General features: G+C 74.0%; 12 protein-coding genes and 1 riboswitch. Of the genes, 9 read left to right on the top strand and 3 right to left on the bottom strand.

The genetic code is table 11. The features are described 5' to 3' along the window. Window positions 1-84 precede the first annotated feature (84 nt). From K7862_RS17205 to K7862_RS17195, 3 genes are all read left to right on the top strand, one after another. The gene (locus K7862_RS17205; RefSeq protein ID WP_222963492.1) at window positions 85-2,106 is read left to right on the top strand and encodes an elongation factor G; all 2,022 of its coding nucleotides are present in this window, start codon (window positions 85-87) and stop codon (window positions 2,104-2,106) included. A gap of 129 nt (window positions 2,107-2,235) precedes the next feature. Beyond that, entirely contained in the window at window positions 2,236-2,613 is a 378-nt protein-coding gene (locus K7862_RS17200; RefSeq protein ID WP_222963491.1) for a DUF427 domain-containing protein, read from the top strand. A gap of 33 nt (window positions 2,614-2,646) precedes the next feature. Continuing rightward, window positions 2,647-3,207 carry a sugar O-acetyltransferase gene (locus K7862_RS17195; RefSeq protein WP_222963490.1) on the top strand — a complete coding sequence of 187 codons (561 nt, stop codon included), beginning with the start codon at window positions 2,647-2,649 and terminating at the stop codon, window positions 3,205-3,207. A 41-nt stretch (window positions 3,208-3,248) separates the two neighbouring features. Here K7862_RS17195 and K7862_RS17190 read toward each other — a convergent pair whose 3' ends face one another. Continuing rightward, window positions 3,249-3,914 carry a CGNR zinc finger domain-containing protein gene (locus tag K7862_RS17190; protein ID WP_222963489.1) on the bottom strand — a complete coding sequence of 222 codons (666 nt, stop codon included), beginning with the start codon at window positions 3,912-3,914 and terminating at the stop codon, window positions 3,249-3,251. A gap of 181 nt (window positions 3,915-4,095) precedes the next feature. Between K7862_RS17190 and K7862_RS17185 the strand changes: the two genes are divergently transcribed. Next, window positions 4,096-5,043, top strand: coding sequence for a pyridoxamine 5'-phosphate oxidase family protein (locus K7862_RS17185; RefSeq protein WP_308012034.1), 948 nt, complete (start codon window positions 4,096-4,098; stop codon window positions 5,041-5,043). A 31-nt stretch (window positions 5,044-5,074) separates the two neighbouring features. Here the strand turns inward: K7862_RS17185 and K7862_RS17180 are convergent, their stop codons facing one another. Beyond that, the gene (locus K7862_RS17180) at window positions 5,075-6,103 is read right to left on the bottom strand and encodes a LacI family DNA-binding transcriptional regulator (RefSeq protein ID WP_222963488.1); all 1,029 of its coding nucleotides are present in this window, start codon (window positions 6,101-6,103) and stop codon (window positions 5,075-5,077) included. 189 nt (window positions 6,104-6,292) lie between these two features. On the opposite strand from K7862_RS17180, the gene K7862_RS17175 reads away from it, so the two are divergent. Further along, entirely contained in the window at window positions 6,293-8,254 is a 1,962-nt protein-coding gene (locus K7862_RS17175) for a discoidin domain-containing protein (RefSeq protein WP_222963487.1), read from the top strand. A 112-nt stretch (window positions 8,255-8,366) separates the two neighbouring features. Here K7862_RS17175 and K7862_RS17170 read toward each other — a convergent pair whose 3' ends face one another. Beyond that, window positions 8,367-9,020, bottom strand: a complete 654-nt coding sequence (locus K7862_RS17170) for a Type 1 glutamine amidotransferase-like domain-containing protein (protein WP_222963486.1) — start codon at window positions 9,018-9,020, stop codon at window positions 8,367-8,369. A 123-nt stretch (window positions 9,021-9,143) separates the two neighbouring features. Between K7862_RS17170 and K7862_RS17165 the strand changes: the two genes are divergently transcribed. The 4 genes from K7862_RS17165 to K7862_RS17150 all read left to right on the top strand — a co-directional run bounded on the left by K7862_RS17165 (window position 9,144) and on the right by K7862_RS17150 (window position 14,161). Further along, window positions 9,144-10,331, top strand: coding sequence for a Gfo/Idh/MocA family protein (locus K7862_RS17165; RefSeq protein WP_222963485.1), 1,188 nt, complete (start codon window positions 9,144-9,146; stop codon window positions 10,329-10,331). Window positions 10,332-10,372: 41 nt separating this feature from the next. Then, window positions 10,373-10,441: riboswitch (guanidine-III (ykkC-III) riboswitch) on the top strand. A 32-nt stretch (window positions 10,442-10,473) separates the two neighbouring features. Further along, on the top strand, window positions 10,474-10,794 hold the full coding sequence (locus K7862_RS17160; RefSeq protein ID WP_222963484.1) for a DMT family transporter: 321 nt from the start codon (window positions 10,474-10,476) through the stop codon (window positions 10,792-10,794). 60 nt (window positions 10,795-10,854) lie between these two features. Then, window positions 10,855-11,808 (top strand): aldo/keto reductase, encoded by a 954-nt coding sequence (locus tag K7862_RS17155; protein WP_222963483.1) that lies wholly within the window; start codon window positions 10,855-10,857, stop codon window positions 11,806-11,808. 220 nt (window positions 11,809-12,028) lie between these two features. Continuing rightward, window positions 12,029-14,161: a DUF8189 domain-containing protein gene (locus K7862_RS17150; RefSeq protein ID WP_222963482.1), complete on the top strand. Its 2,133-nt coding sequence runs from the start codon at window positions 12,029-12,031 to the stop codon at window positions 14,159-14,161. Window positions 14,162-14,204: the final 43 nt, after the last annotated feature.

The following is a 14,204-nucleotide window of genomic DNA, read 5'->3' as shown; positions in this document are numbered from 1 at the left end:
CCGACCGAGGAGTGCTGATCATGCGCGGCCCCGTCATGACCCACCGGACAGGAATTCCCTCCTATCTCGAGGACATGACACTCCGTGCAATCCCTCAACCTCGGCATCCTCGCCCATGTCGACGCCGGTAAGACCAGCCTGACCGAACGCCTGCTGTACACCGCGGGCGTCATCGACCGGGTCGGCAGCGTCGACGACGGCAGCACCACCACCGACTCGCTCGCCCTGGAGCGGCAGCGCGGCATCACCATCAAGTCCGCCGTGGTGTCGTTCACGCTCGGCGGGCGCACCGTCAACCTCATCGACACCCCCGGCCACCCCGACTTCATCGCGGAGGTCGAGCGGGTGCTCGGCGTCCTCGACGGCGCCGTGCTCGTCGTCTCCGGCGTCGAGGGCGTCCAGCCGCAGACCAGGATCCTGCTGCGGACCCTGCGCCGGCTGCGCATTCCCACCCTGATCTTCGTCAACAAACTCGACCGCCGGGGCGCCGACCTCGACCGGACGGTGGCGGACATCAGGGCCCGCCTGACTCCCGACGTCGCCGTCATGACCGGCGCCGAAGGGCAGGGCACCCGCCGTGCCCGCGCCGTCGCGCGCCCCGCCGGCGACCCCGCCCTCCGGGCCGACCTCCTCGACGTGCTCACCGGGCACGACGAGGAACTCCTCGCCGCCTGGGCCGCGGACGAGAGCGCCGTCTCCGACGCACGGCTGCGCGGCGCGCTCGCCGACCAGACCGCCCGGTGCCTGGTCCACCCGGTCCACGCCGGATCGGCCGTCACCGGCGCCGGGGTGGACGCCCTGGTCACCGGGCTGCGCGAGCTGCTCCCGGCGCCCGCGGGCGATCCGGACGGGCCGGTCTCCGGCAGCGTCTTCAAGGTGGAACGCGGCCCGGCGGGGGAGCGCGTCACCTATGTGCGCCTCGCGTCGGGCACGATCAGGACCCGCGACCGGCTGCCGGTGCTGCGGGCCGGCCGCGCCGCCGGCGAGGGCAAGGTCACCGCCATCGGTGTCTTCGACCAGGGCACGGAGGCGCGGGCCGACGCGGTCGGGGCCGGCCGGATCGCACGGCTCTGGGGCCTGGGCGACGTCCGGATCGGGGACACCCTCGGCGTGCCGTCCCCGCAGGCGTCCCCCGAGCACCACTTCGCGCCGCCGACCCTGGAGACCGTCGTCGCCGCCCGCAGGCCCGCCGACCGCGGCCGCCTGCACACGGCCCTCACCCTGCTCGCCGAGCAGGACCCGCTGATCAACCTGCGGCGCGACGAGATGCGCCAGGAGGTCGCCGTGTCCCTGTACGGGGAGGTGCAGAAGGAGGTCATCCAGGCCACGCTCGCCGGTGAGTTCGGTGTGGAGGCGGTCTTCCACGGCACCACCACCCTGCACATCGAACGTCCGGCCGGCACCGGAGCGGCCTTCGAGGTCAAGGAGAAGGACGGCAACCCGTTCCTCGCCACCGTCGGACTGCGGATCGACCCCGCGCCGCCGGGCAGCGGCGCGGAGTTCCGGCGCGAGGTCGAACTCGGCTCGCTGCCCTACGCGTTCTTCAAGGCGGTCGAGGAGACCGTCGCGGAGACGCTGCGGCAGGGCCTGCACGGCTGGCAGGTCACCGACTGCGTGGTCACCATGACGCACTCCGGCTACAACGCCCGGCAGAGCCACGCCCACGCCGTCTTCGACAAGAGCATGTCCAGCACCTCCGGCGACTTCCGCAACCTGACACCGCTGGTGCTGATGACCGCCCTGCGCCGGGCCGGGACCCGTGTGTACGAGCCCATGCACCGGTTCCGGCTGGACGTCCCCGCGGACGCGCTCGGCGTGGTGCTGCCCGCGCTCGGCCGGCTGGAGGCCGTGCCGCGAACCCAGGCGCCGAAGGGCGGCGGCTACGTCGTCGAGGGCGACATCCCCGCCGCCCGGGTGCACGGCCTGGAACAGCGGCTGCCGACGCTGACCGGCGGCGAGGGCGTCCTGGAGACGGCGTTCGACCACTGGGCCGAGGTGCGCGGTCCGCTCCCCGGGCGGCCCAGGACCGACGCCGACCCACTCAACCGCAAGGAGTACCTGCTGCAGGTCCAGCGCCGCCTGTCCGGCATCGGGGCTGGGTCGTGACGGCCACCGGGCGGGCCCGGGCGCCGGGCACGGGAATGGACCGCCCGGCGCGGGCGCTGCACCAAGGAGCGGCACCCGGCTCCCGGGGAACCGCCGGTGTGCACCACCGTCCACCTCAGGGGAGAGCCCATGGAACGCACAGCACGTACCGTCAAGACGCCCGGCCCCGACCACCCCATCACCGTCGAGCCGACGGGTGCGCGCGTGGTCGTCCGGGCCGGGGGAGAGGTGATCGCCGACACCGCCCGCGCCCTGACCCTGCGCGAGGCCGACTACCCGGCCGTCCAGTACATCCCGCTGGACGACGTCGACGCGAACGTCCTGCGGCCCACCGGGACCGCGACCTACTGCCCGTACAAGGGCGACGCGTCGTACTACACGCTGACCGGTCCCGGCGGGGACGTCACCGACGCGGTGTGGACCTACCGGCAGCCCTATGACGCCGTCGGCCTGATCGCCGGTCATGTCGCCTTCTACCCGCAGCACGTGGAGATCGAGGTCGGCTGATCCCGCGTCCCGTCCGCACCCCACACTGGGGGGATGGGTGAGAACAAGCAGCGGATGCTGGCAGGCGACTGGTACATCGCGGACGACGAGGAACTGGGCGCCGCCTCCGTGCGGCGCGACCGGCTCTGCCGGACCTACAACACGACCGCGGACCCCGCCGAGCGGGCCGACGTCCTCCGGGACCTGCTCGGCTCGGTGGGGGACCGGGTCCACATCAGGCCCCCGTTCCTGTGCGACTACGGCGAGTACATCAGCATCGGCGCGCGGACGTTCGTGAACTTCGGCGCGGTGTTCCTGGACGCCGCGCCGATCACCGTGGGCGAGGACGTCCAGATCGGCCCCAACGTCCAGTTGCTGACGCCGACGCACGAACTCGACACCGAGCGCCGCCGCGCCGGCTGGGAGAAGGGGCTGCCGATCACCATCGGCGACAACGTCTGGCTGGGCGGCGGCGTGATCGTCTGCCCGGGCGTCACCATCGGCGAGAACACCGTGGTGGGCGCGGGGTCGGTCGTCACCCGGGACCTGCCCGCGGGTGTGCTGGCGGTGGGCAACCCGGCCCGGGTGCTCAGGAAGCTCGACGCCGGGGAGTGAGGTCACCGCCGCCGGGCCGTGAGCCGAGCGGCGTCAGGGGATCAGGTGCCGGGGTGGGCGTGGTGGCGCTGGTAGTGGCGGGCCACGCGCGCCCGGTTCCCGCAGGCCGCGGAGCACCACTCGCGGCGCGGATGCGTGCGCAGGAAGTACAGCACGCAGCCCGGGGCGAGGCAGGCGCGCAGCGAGGTCCGGTCGTCGCCGGCGAAGAGCCGGACGGCGTCCTCGGCGATCAGCGACAGGGCCGCGGCGGCCGGCTCGTGCGCCGACCGCAGGACGCGGGTGGGCGGGCCGTCCTGCGGCCACGCCAGGTGCGACCAGCCGGGCGCGTGGGCACAGGCCCGGTCGACCGCCTCCGCCGCCGCGCGGGTGGCGGACGGGTCGACCCGGCCGCCGGACCCCGCCACCGGGCGGGTGTCGTCGGTCACGTCGGCCGCCAGCACGCGCAGGGCGTCCCGCAGCTCACGGAACCCCGGCAGCAGCGCGGTCAGGTCGCCCGGCTCGGCGAGGGCGTCACCGGCTCCCCCGGGCAGCAGCGGCGCGATCGTCTCCAGCCACGCGGCCAGCCCGGCGGTGTCCTCCAGGCTGTCGTGCACACCGCCGGTGTCGGCCCAGAGCGTGTTCGTCAGCCGCACGGGCAGCGGCTCGCCCGGCAGCAGCGGCGCGCTCCCCGCCGGCGAGCCGTCCGTCCGGGGTCCGGTGGTCTCCATGGATCTCACGGTAACGCCGTTGCTAATGGTTGTCCACGAGGTCAACCATTTGACACCAGGGAGGATCCGTGCCATGGTTGCTAATGTCTGATTCGTGTCGCATCCATTAGGACTCGTGAGGGGCTCACGGGCCGGCCACGGCACGGACGGGCGTCGACACCGCCGCGAGAAGGAGGTCCCTGTGAGCATCGGCACCGACCGGGGAACGGGGTTCCACGACGGCGAGCTGGCCGTTCAGCACCGCGCGGGCGTGGGAGAGCGCGCCGCCCGGCTCTCGGGCATGCTCGCGCCGCCCGACCTCACCGGCGTTCCCGCCTTCTTCCTGGCGCAGCGCGACCTGGCGGTCCTCACCGCCGCCGACGGTGACGGACTGCTGTGGACCGTGCCGCTGACCGGGCACCCCGGGTTCCTGCACGTCGTGGACGAGACCACCGTGGACGTGCTCACCCTCCCGGCGCCCGGCGGACCGCTCGCCACCGGCCCGGCCCGCGGGAGCGCGGTCGGCATGATCGCCGTCGACTTCGCCCTGCGCCGGCGGTTCCGCGTCAACGGCACGGTGGTGGCCACCGGCCCGACCGGCTTCGCCGTGCGGGCGCAGCAGGCGTTCGGCAACTGCCCGCAGTACATCCAGCGGCGCGACGTCGAGGCGGACCCGGCCCCGCACGCCGGGGCGCCCGGACCGCGGGACGCGGCCGGCGCGGCGTGGCGCGAGGAGCCGGACGCCGACGACGTGCGGCTGATCTCCGGCGCCGACACCTTCTTCCTCGGCACGGTCCACCCCGGCTCGGGCGCCGACGCCTCGCACCGCGGCGGCGCGCCCGGTTTCGTGCGCGTCGAGGACGGCGGGCTGTGGTGGCCCGACTACCCGGGCAACAACATGTTCGCCAGCCTGGGCAACATCGACGCCGACCCGCGGGCCGCCCTGCTCTTCCCGGACTTCGCGAGCGGCACGATGCTCCAGCTCTCGGGCCGCGCCGCGGTCGAGTGGACCGAGCCGGGCGGCGGGGGAGACGACGGCGTCACGGGACGGCGCGTCCGGTTCACACCCGAGCGCGTCGTGCGGACACCGGCCGCGTTCCGGGCCGGGCCGGTGACCCCCTCCCCGCGCAACCCCCGGCTCGCCGGCTGAACCTCCGCCCGCGCCGGGCCGTCGGGCGTCCTCAGGAACCTGACGGCTCCGGCGGCACCGGGCCGGTCGAGCCGCGCAGCACGAGCTGCGTCGCCAGCTCGACGTGCAGGGTGTCGACGGTGTGCCGGTCCAGCAGCCGCATCAGCAGCGACACCGCCATCCGTCCCATCTCCTCCAGCGGCTGGCGGACCGTCGTCAGCCGCGGCACGGTGCTGCGGCTGAGGTCGATGTCGTCGAACCCGGTGATCGACAGGTCCTCCGGCACCCGGAGCCCGCGCTCGTACGCGGCCCGCAGCGCGCCGACGGCGGCCTTGTCGTTGAACGCGACCAGCGCGGTGGGCCGTCGGGGAAGGTCCAGCAGTTCGCAGGCCGCGTCGTACCCCCAGTCCGCGGTCGGCTCGATGCTGCGCAGCAGTTCCGGCGAGGGCAGCACGCCGACCTCGGCCAGTGCCGAGGTGTGCCCGGCCAGACGCGACCGGCTCGCCAGCCAGTCGCCCGGGCCGCCGATCACCCCGATCCTGCGGTGCCCGAGGCCGACCAGGTGCCCGGTGACACTGCGGGCAGCGGTCAGGTTCGCCGCCGACACCGAGGCGATGTCACGGGGGAGCGGGGTCCGCGGGTCGACCACCACGAACGGGAAGTCCTGGGCGCGCAGCGCCTCCAGCTCCCTTTCCGGTTCCGGCGGCACGATCAGCACGGCACCGGCGATCCCCGGGTCGTTCGGCAGACCCGGCAGTACCTGGATGTCCCGGGCCGCGTCCCCGGCGCTGAGCAGCAGCCGCCGGCCGTGCAGGTCCAGCGTCTCCGCGATCGAGGAGACGATCACCCCGAAGTAGTCCGTCAGCACATAGGGGCAGCGCACATAGATCGCACCGGTCGCGCTGCCGCGCCGCGCCGGGGCGGGCGCGCCCAGCCGGGCCACCGCCCTGCGCACCAGCTCCTGCGTCTCGGGCGCGACGTGGGCGTGCCCGTTCATCACGCGCGACACGGTGGCGATGGAGACACCGGCCTCCGCGGCGATGGCGCGAACGGTCGCCTGTGCCCCCTTCCGCCTAGCCACCTGTTACACGCATTCGTTTCATGGTGGCAGCGTACCGGCGCGCGGCGGCTGCCACATCACCTTTGCGACGGGGATCCGGTCCGGGCGGTTGACACGCTGCGCTGCGGCGGCTTATCTGACTCCCGCAGTGGGGTTGCAGAAAACGTTTCAGGTTGTTTCATACGCAGCCGAGCTCGAGCGAGGAGAACCATGACGAGACGCGCACTCGCGGCGGCGGTGGTCACCGCCGCTGCCCTCGGCCTGACCTGTGTGCCGGCCGCTCGGACCGTCGCGCAGACTCCGGCCGCGGACCACCCGGCCCCGGCCTCGTCGCAGTCCGTGCGTGCGTCGGTGTGGGTGACCACCGCCGACGGCGCGCAGCGGCTTCAGCAGCAGGCACCGGTGGACTTCCACCCCGGCGGATCCGACCTGACGACGATCACCGTCGACCCGGGCCGGCGCTACCAGAGCGTCGACGGCTTCGGCGGCGCGCTCACCGACTCCTCGGCGGCCGTGCTCAGTTCCCTGCCGGCCGCCGACCGGGACGCCGCCATGCGCGAGCTGTTCGACCCGAGCCAGGGCATCGGCGTGAGCTTCCTGCGGCAGCCCGTGGGCTCCTCGGACTTCACCGCCTCGCCCACGCACTACACGTACGACGACATGCCCGCGGGCCAGACCGACTTCGCGCTCCGGCACTTCAGCATCGCCCACGACCAGAAGCAGATCCTCCCGCTGCTCCGCCAGGCCGAGCGGCTGAACCCCCAGCTCACCGTGATGGCCACGCCGTGGAGCCCGCCGGCCTGGATGAAGGACGGCGACTCGCTCGTCGGCGGGCACCTGAAGGACGATCCGCGGATCTACCAGGCGTACGCGCGCTACCTGGTGAAGTTCGTGCAGGCCTACGCGGCGGCCGGCGTGCACATCGACTACCTGACCGTCCAGAACGAGCCGCAGAACCGCAAGCCGAACGCGTACCCCGGCACCGACCTGCCGGTCCAGCAGGAGACCGCGGTCATCGAGGCGCTCGGCCCGCTGCTGCGCGAGGCGAGCCCGCACACCAGGATCCTGGCCTACGACCACAACTGGACCACGCACCCCGACGACATCAAGACCGCCCAGCAGATGGGCGAGGACCCGCAGACCGACTACCCGTACCAGGTGCTGGACAGCCCGGCCGCCAAGTGGATCGCGGGTACGGCCTACCACTGCTACTCCGGTGACCCGAGCGCGCAGACCGCGCTGCACGACGCGCACCCGGACAAGGGCATCTGGTTCACCGAGTGCTCCGGCTCGCACGGCGCCACCGACACGCCGCCGCAGATCTTCCGCGGCACCCTGACGTGGCACGCCCGCACCATCACGGTCGGCACCACCCGCAACTGGGCGAAGTCCGTGGCCGACTGGAACCTGGCCCTCGACCCGCAGGGCGGCCCGCACAACGGCGGCTGCGACACCTGCACGGCGTTCCTGACGGTCGCGCCCGACCACACGGTGACCACCAACGCCGAGTACTTCACCATCGGCCACCTGTCGAAGTTCGTGAAGCCCGGCGCCGTCCGGATCGGCAGCACCAACTACGGCACCACCGGCTGGAACGGCCAGATCACCGACGTGGCCTTCACCAACCCGGACGGCTCCACCGCGCTGGTGGTGCACAACGAGAACGACAACCCCCGCTCGTTCGCGGTCGCGGTCGGCGGGCAGAGCTTCGCGTACACGCTGCCGGGCGGGGCGCTGGCGACGTTCACCTGGCCGAAGTCCGGCGCGCTGACCGGCAAGCTCCAGCAGATCCCGCTCACCGGCGCGACGGCCACGTCGTCCCCGGCCGGGCAGGGCTCGCCCCAGCTCGCGGCCGACGACGACGGAACCACCCGCTGGACGAGCGGCGCCGGGCAGACCCCGGGCCAGTACGTCCAGCTCGACCTGGGCCGCCGCACCGTGTTCCGGCGGGTGGACATCGACAGCGGCGACAACCTCGGCGACTACGCCCGCGGCTGGCAGCTCTCGGTCAGCGACGACGGCACCACCTGGCGGACCGCCGCCTCCGGCACGGGCACCGGCCAGCTCACGTCGGTGGACCTGCCGCCCACGCACGCCCGCTACGTGCGGGTGACGCAGACCGGCTCGGCGGGCAACTGGTGGAGCCTGGCGGACCTGCGCCTCTACCGCTGAGGCAGGGCCGCCGCACCGGGGGCAGGGCGGGACGGGGGTCCGCCCTGCCCCTCGCGTGCCCCGGGACCGCGCCGCGCGGGCGCGTCCCCAGCGGGCGCCGTCCCGGCCGCGCTCAGAACAGCCGCTGCTCCCGGTCGCGGACGACCAGCACCTGCCCGTCGCGCAGGGCGTGGTGAGCCGTGCCCGCCGCGCGGTAGGCGGCCGAGACCTGGCCCAGCAGGACCGTCTCGGGATGGCCGGGGGAGTCGACGTGCGGCACGAACGGGCGGTCGATCAGGCCCAGTCCGTCCCACACCGGCTCCTCGCCGTACACGCGGCGCACCGCCGTGACGTCGTCGCAGTGCTCCAGGCCGCGCAGCGACGGCGCGAGGACGCACGCCCCCGCGCTGTACCCGGCGTACACCAGGGCGTCGCGCCCCAGCAGCGCGGTGAACGCGGCGTCGGCCCCGCTGCGGGCCATCGCCTGGCGCAGCATGAACACGTTGCCGCCGCGCAGCCAGACCAGGTCGTGGCAGGCCAGCACACCCGCCAACTCCCCGGCGCCGCCCCCGGCGTGGTCGCGCAGGTCGAGCTCCACCGGGTCGAGACCCAGCCCTCGCAGCGCCGTCGCCTCCCGCCGCATCCCGGCGGCCCGCGCCTGCGGGCTCTCGGCGTCCATGGCGTTCCCGACCACCGCGACCGGGCGGCCGGTCGTCCCGCCGGGCAGCAGAGCGAGCAGGCGCTCGGCGTGGTCCCCGAGCCGGAAGGACGACAAGTACAGGCGCATGCGCCGACCTTAGAGCGCGGGACCACGGCCGTCACGGCATGCGGCGGGCCGCCGGCGGGAAGGAGTCCCGGCCTACGCTGCTGACCACGATCAGCGACCCCGCACAGCGAAGGAACAGCCACCATGACCGACCTCCGTCTCGGCGTCCTCGGCTACGGCATGCGCGGCACGCTCGCCCGCACCGCCCACCGGCCGGGGAACGGCGCCCGCGTCACCGCCGTCGCGGACCCCGACGCCGGCAGCCGGAAGCGCGCGGCCGAGGCGTTCGACGGCGCCGCCACGACCCCGGACCACCGCGAGGTGGTGGCGGATCCCGGCATCGACGCCGTCCTGGTCCTCACCCCCGACCACACCCACGCCGACCTCACCTGCGCGGCACTGCGGGCCGGCAAGGCCGTCTTCGTCGAGAAGCCGCTTGACATCACCGTCGAGCGGTGCGACGAGATCCTGCGCACCGCCCACAAGACCGGCAGCCGCCTGTACGTCGGGCACAACATGCGCCACATGCCGGTGATCCGGCTGATGCGCGACATCATCACGCGCGGCGAGATCGGCGCGGTCAAGACGGTCTGGGTGCGGCACTTCGTCGGCTACGGGGGCGACTTCTACTTCAAGGACTGGCACGCCGAGCGCCGCCACACCACCGGACTGCTGCTGCAGAAGGCCGCCCACGACATCGACGTCCTGCACTGGCTGGCCGGCGGATGGGCCGCGCGGGTCCAGGCGCTCGGCGACCTCATGGTCTACGGCGACCTGCCGCACCGCAGGGAGCCGGGTGTCCCCAAGACCGACGACTGGTACACCGCCGACGGCCACTGGCCGCCGGCGAGCCAGCGCGACCTGAACCCGGTGATCGACGTCGAGGACGTCTCGCTGGTCAACATGCGCCTCGACAACGGAGTGCTGGCCGCCTACCAGCAGTGCCACTTCACCCCCGACTACTGGCGCAACTACACCGTGATCGGCGACGCGGGCCGGCTGGAGAACCTCGGCGACGGTCCCGGCGCGGAGGTGAAGGTGTGGACCTCCGGTGTGTCCGGGCACCGCGCCGACGCCGACACCACCTACCGCGTGCCCGACGCGGAGTCCGCGGCCGGCCACGGCGGCGCCGACCCGCTGCTGATCGACGAGTTCCTGCGGTTCGCCCGGTCGGGCGGCCGCACCGACACCTCGCCGGTCGCCGCGCGGATGGCCGTCGCCGCCGGAGTGCGGGCCACCGAGTCGCTGCGGGACGGCGGCACCCCGCGCGACATCCCCCCGCTCGACCCCGCGCTCGTCCGCTACTTCGCCGACGGCCAGCCCGCCCGCTGAAGCGGCCGCCGGGGCCGGGAAACCGTCCCCGGCCCCGGCCGGCCGTGTTTGCTACCGTGGACAGGACCCGACGAGCGCGCCGTACCGGGACCCTGCAAAGACGGTGCACCCCCGTGAACACGCATTGTTCGGAGGTGCCGTCATGGCATGGGTCCTCATCGTCGTCGCCGGTCTGCTCGAGGTCGCCTGGTCGATCGGAATGAAGTACACCGACGGCTTCACCCGCCTGTGGCCGAGTCTGATGACCGGCGCGGGCGTCGTCGCCAGCATGATGCTGCTCTCGCAGGCCGCGAAGACGCTGCCCATCGGCACGGCCTACGGCGTCTGGGTCGGCATCGGCGCGGCCGGCGCCGCGGTGGTCGGCATGCTGCTGCTCGGTGAGCCCGCGAACGCCGCGCGGATCTTCTTCGTCGCCCTGCTCCTGGTGGCGGTGGTGGGCCTGAAGGCCACCTCGGGACACTGACCCGGTCCGGCCGTGGGCTACGGTCCGGCTGTCCCACCGCCGAGGAAAAGAGGCCGTGCCATGCTCCACCGTCGTCTGGGAACCTCCGGTCTGCAGGTCAGCGCGCTGTGTCTGGGCACGGCGTCCTTCGGCCGGGAGACGTCCGAGCGGGAGGCGCACCGCGTGCTCGACGTCTTCGCGGACGCCGGCGGCACCTTCGTCGACACCGCCGACCTCTACCAGGAGGGCGAGGCCGAGCGCATCCTCGGCGGCTGGCTGGCCGGGCGCGACCGGGACGCGCTGGTGGTGGCCACCAAGGTGTTCCGGGCCACCGGCCCCGGCGCCAACGACGGCGGCCTGAGCCGCAAGCACATCCTGTCCGCGGTCGAGGCCAGCCTGCGCCGCCTGCGCACCGACTACATCGACCTGTACCAGACGCACGTGTGGGACGCGCTCGCGCCGCTGGACGAGACACTGGCCGCCCTCGACGCGCTGGTCACCGCGGGCAAGGTCCGCTACCTGGGCGCGAGCAACCACCCGGCCGGGCAGTTGCAGAAGGCCGTGGACCTGGCCCGGCAGCGGGGCGGCGCGCCGTATGTGAGCCTGCAGCCGCTGTACAACCTGCGGCACCGCGAGGTCGAGTGGGAGCTCGCCGGACTGTGCCGGGCCGAGGGCCTGGGAATCCTGCCGTGGAGTCCGCTGGACGGCGGCCGGCTCACCGGCGCCCGGTCGCTGACCACCGGGCCGCACGCGCCCACCGACCTCGGCCGCGCCGAGGCGGTGCTGCGCACCCTCGACGCCGTCGCCCGCGATCTGGGGCGGTCGCCGGGGCAGGTCGCGCTGCGCTGGCTCATGGACCGGCCCGGCGTCACGGCCCCGATCACCGGGCCGCACACGGCCGGGCAGCTCGCCGACTGCCTCGGCGCGCTGGACCTGGTGCTCGGCGCGGAGGCCGGGGAACGGCTCACGCGAGCGAGCCGGATGCCGCTGCCGTACCCCTACGACCTGCTGGCGGAGTTCCGCGACCGGGGCTGAACCGGATCCCGCGCACCGGGCGCGACGTCGCAGACCGGGCGCCCGGCGCGTGAACAGGTCTCGCCCACGCATCGAATTTTAGTTTATTAGGAATAATCGTTGACACCCCTCCGGTGCCGCGGTCACAGTCATCCGCGGGCAGGCGCCGGGGCTTCACCGCCGCGCCGGCCCGCGTATCCCCAACTTCCGGGAGAACCACGTGACTTCGCATCGTCCAGGGATGGCGCGCGCCCGGCGTGCGGCGCTCGCCGCCGGCGCGGCCGCACTGCTCGCCGTCGCCCTGCCCGGCGTGGCCCAGGCCCGCTCGGCCGCACGGCCCGCGACCACCGGCGCCGGCGTGCCGGCCTACTACGGCAGCGGCCTGTCGCCGACGCCCCCCATGGGCTGGAACACCTACTACGGCCTCGGCGCGCCGACCGAGACGCAGGTCGAGAGCGTCGCCGACTTCATGGTCAGCAGCGGTCTGCGCGACAGCGGCTACGACATCGTCTGGCTCGACGGCGGCTGGCAGGCCGACAACCCCCGTGACGCGCAGGGGAATCTGACCGCCAACCCGACGCGGTTCCCCTCCGGGATCCCGGCGCTGGTGGACTACCTGCACGCCCGCGGTCTGCGGGCCGGCATCTACACCGACGCCGGGGACTACGACCCCGCGAACTGCGGCCTCGGCAGCCGCGGCCACTACCAGCAGGACGCCGACCAGTTCGCACGGTGGAAGATCGACGCGGTCAAGGTCGACTTCCTGTGCGGCATCGGCGAGAAGCTCGACCCGGGCCCGGCGTTCCGGCAGTTCAGCGACGCGATCGCGCACTCCGGGCGGCCCATGCTGCTCAACCTGTGCAACCCGCTGACCGACGACTGGGGTCTGCCCCACACCGCCGCCCAGGACGCGCACAACACCTACGTGTACGGGCCGACGACCGCCGACTCCTGGCGCACCGGCACCGACATCGCGTGGGGCTCGCCGACGGCCGGTGAATTCCCCAACGTACTGCGGAACATGGACGCCAACGCCTGGCACCCCGAGGCGCAGGGGCCCGGGCACTTCAACGACCCCGACTACCTGATCCCCATGCGCGCCCTGTCCGACGGCTCCTACGAGCTCGACCGCGAGGAGTCCACGACCCAGTTGGTGATGTGGGCCGAGATGGCCTCGCCGCTGGTCATCGGCTCCGACCCGCGCACGCTCGACAAGGCCATGCTCGACACCCTGCGCAACCCCGAGATCCTGGCCGTCGACCAGGACCCGCTGGGCATCCAGGGCGTGCGGATCGCCACCGACGCGACCGGCGACACCTACAGCAAGGTCCTGACGGGCCACGGCCGGCGTGCGGTGGTGCTGCTCAACCGCTCCGACCAGCCCGCGCAGCGCACGGTCACCTTCGCGCAGGCGGGCCTGACCGGCCAGGTCGCGGTCCGCGACCTGCGGGCCCGCGCGAACCGCGGCTCGTACACCGGCGGTTACACCGTGACCGTGCCGGCCCACGGCACGGCCTTCCTCGGGCTGACCGGCGCCGACGACGCGCCGGGGACGGTGACCGGCGCCGCCTCGGCCGCGGACCCGTCGATCGTGCGTGACGGCGACGTGCTCACCGCCTTCACCCAGCAGGCCAACGGCTCGCTGAGCGCGCGGACCGGCCGCGACGGGCAGTGGGCTGGCGGCACCGTCACCGAGCTCGGCGGACCCACCCGGGGCCGCTTCCAGGGCCAGCCGGCGGCCTACGCCTCGGCCGGCGGGCGCATCGACGTCTTCGTCCGCGGCCTGGACGACGCGGCCTATGTGCGCACCTACAGCGGCGGCCTCTGGGGGCCGTGGCAGAGCCTGGGCGGCGACCTCGCCGACGCGCCGTCCGCGGCCGTCACCGGCCCCGGCCGGTGGACGCTCTTCGCCACCGGCGCCGACGGCGGCGTGATCACCCGCACCCAGGCCGCCGGATGGAGCTCGCTGGGGGCGCCCGACGGGCTCGCCCTGTACGGCCGTCCCTCGGCGGCGGCCGACGCGCAGGGCCGCACCCATGTGGCCGTGCGCACCGCCGACGACGCCGTGTGGACCCGGGTCCAGGACGCGTCCGGCGCGTGGTCCGGCTGGTCCTCGCTCGGGGGCACCGTCAGCGGCAGCCCGACGCTCGTCGCGACCGGGGACAGCGTCCAACTGCTCGCCCGTGCCGGGGACTACACGCTCTGGCAGCGGACCTACGACGCCACCGCCGGCCACTGGGGCGACTGGTTCCCCGACCGGCAGTTCGTCAGCAACAGCTTCGACGGCGCGCTCGGCGCCACCGCGGGACCGGGCGGCACCGTGCTCGCCGTCTCCCGGGGCGTCGGCGGAACGGTCCGTCAGAGCGCCTTCTGAACCATCCCGCCGGGGCGCGCCGCCCCGGCGGAACGGTGGAGCG

Origin of the sequence: Actinacidiphila acidipaludis (genome assembly GCF_019890725.1) — a bacterium.
GTDB lineage: Bacteria > Actinomycetota > Actinomycetes > Streptomycetales > Streptomycetaceae > Actinacidiphila > Actinacidiphila acidipaludis.
This window is presented reverse-complemented; position numbering and strand designations above follow the sequence as displayed.

What these genes read in the sequence shown, in the direction of transcription:
- K7862_RS17165 (WP_222963485.1), top strand. Translation starts at nt 9,144, where the DNA reads ATGACCGACCTCCGTCTCGGCGTCCTCGGCTACGGCATGCGCGGCACG.
- K7862_RS17160 (WP_222963484.1), top strand. Translation starts at nt 10,474, where the DNA reads ATGGCATGGGTCCTCATCGTCGTCGCCGGTCTGCTCGAGGTCGCCTGG.
- K7862_RS17155 (WP_222963483.1), top strand. Translation starts at nt 10,855, where the DNA reads ATGCTCCACCGTCGTCTGGGAACCTCCGGTCTGCAGGTCAGCGCGCTG.
- K7862_RS17150 (WP_222963482.1), top strand. Translation starts at nt 12,029, where the DNA reads ATGGCGCGCGCCCGGCGTGCGGCGCTCGCCGCCGGCGCGGCCGCACTG.
- K7862_RS17170 (WP_222963486.1), bottom strand. Translation starts at nt 9,020, where the DNA reads ATGCGCCTGTACTTGTCGTCCTTCCGGCTCGGGGACCACGCCGAGCGC.
- K7862_RS17190 (WP_222963489.1), bottom strand. Translation starts at nt 3,914, where the DNA reads ATGGAGACCACCGGACCCCGGACGGACGGCTCGCCGGCGGGGAGCGCG.
- K7862_RS17195 (WP_222963490.1), top strand. Translation starts at nt 2,647, where the DNA reads ATGGGTGAGAACAAGCAGCGGATGCTGGCAGGCGACTGGTACATCGCG.
- K7862_RS17175 (WP_222963487.1), top strand. Translation starts at nt 6,293, where the DNA reads ATGACGAGACGCGCACTCGCGGCGGCGGTGGTCACCGCCGCTGCCCTC.
- K7862_RS17200 (WP_222963491.1), top strand. Translation starts at nt 2,236, where the DNA reads ATGGAACGCACAGCACGTACCGTCAAGACGCCCGGCCCCGACCACCCC.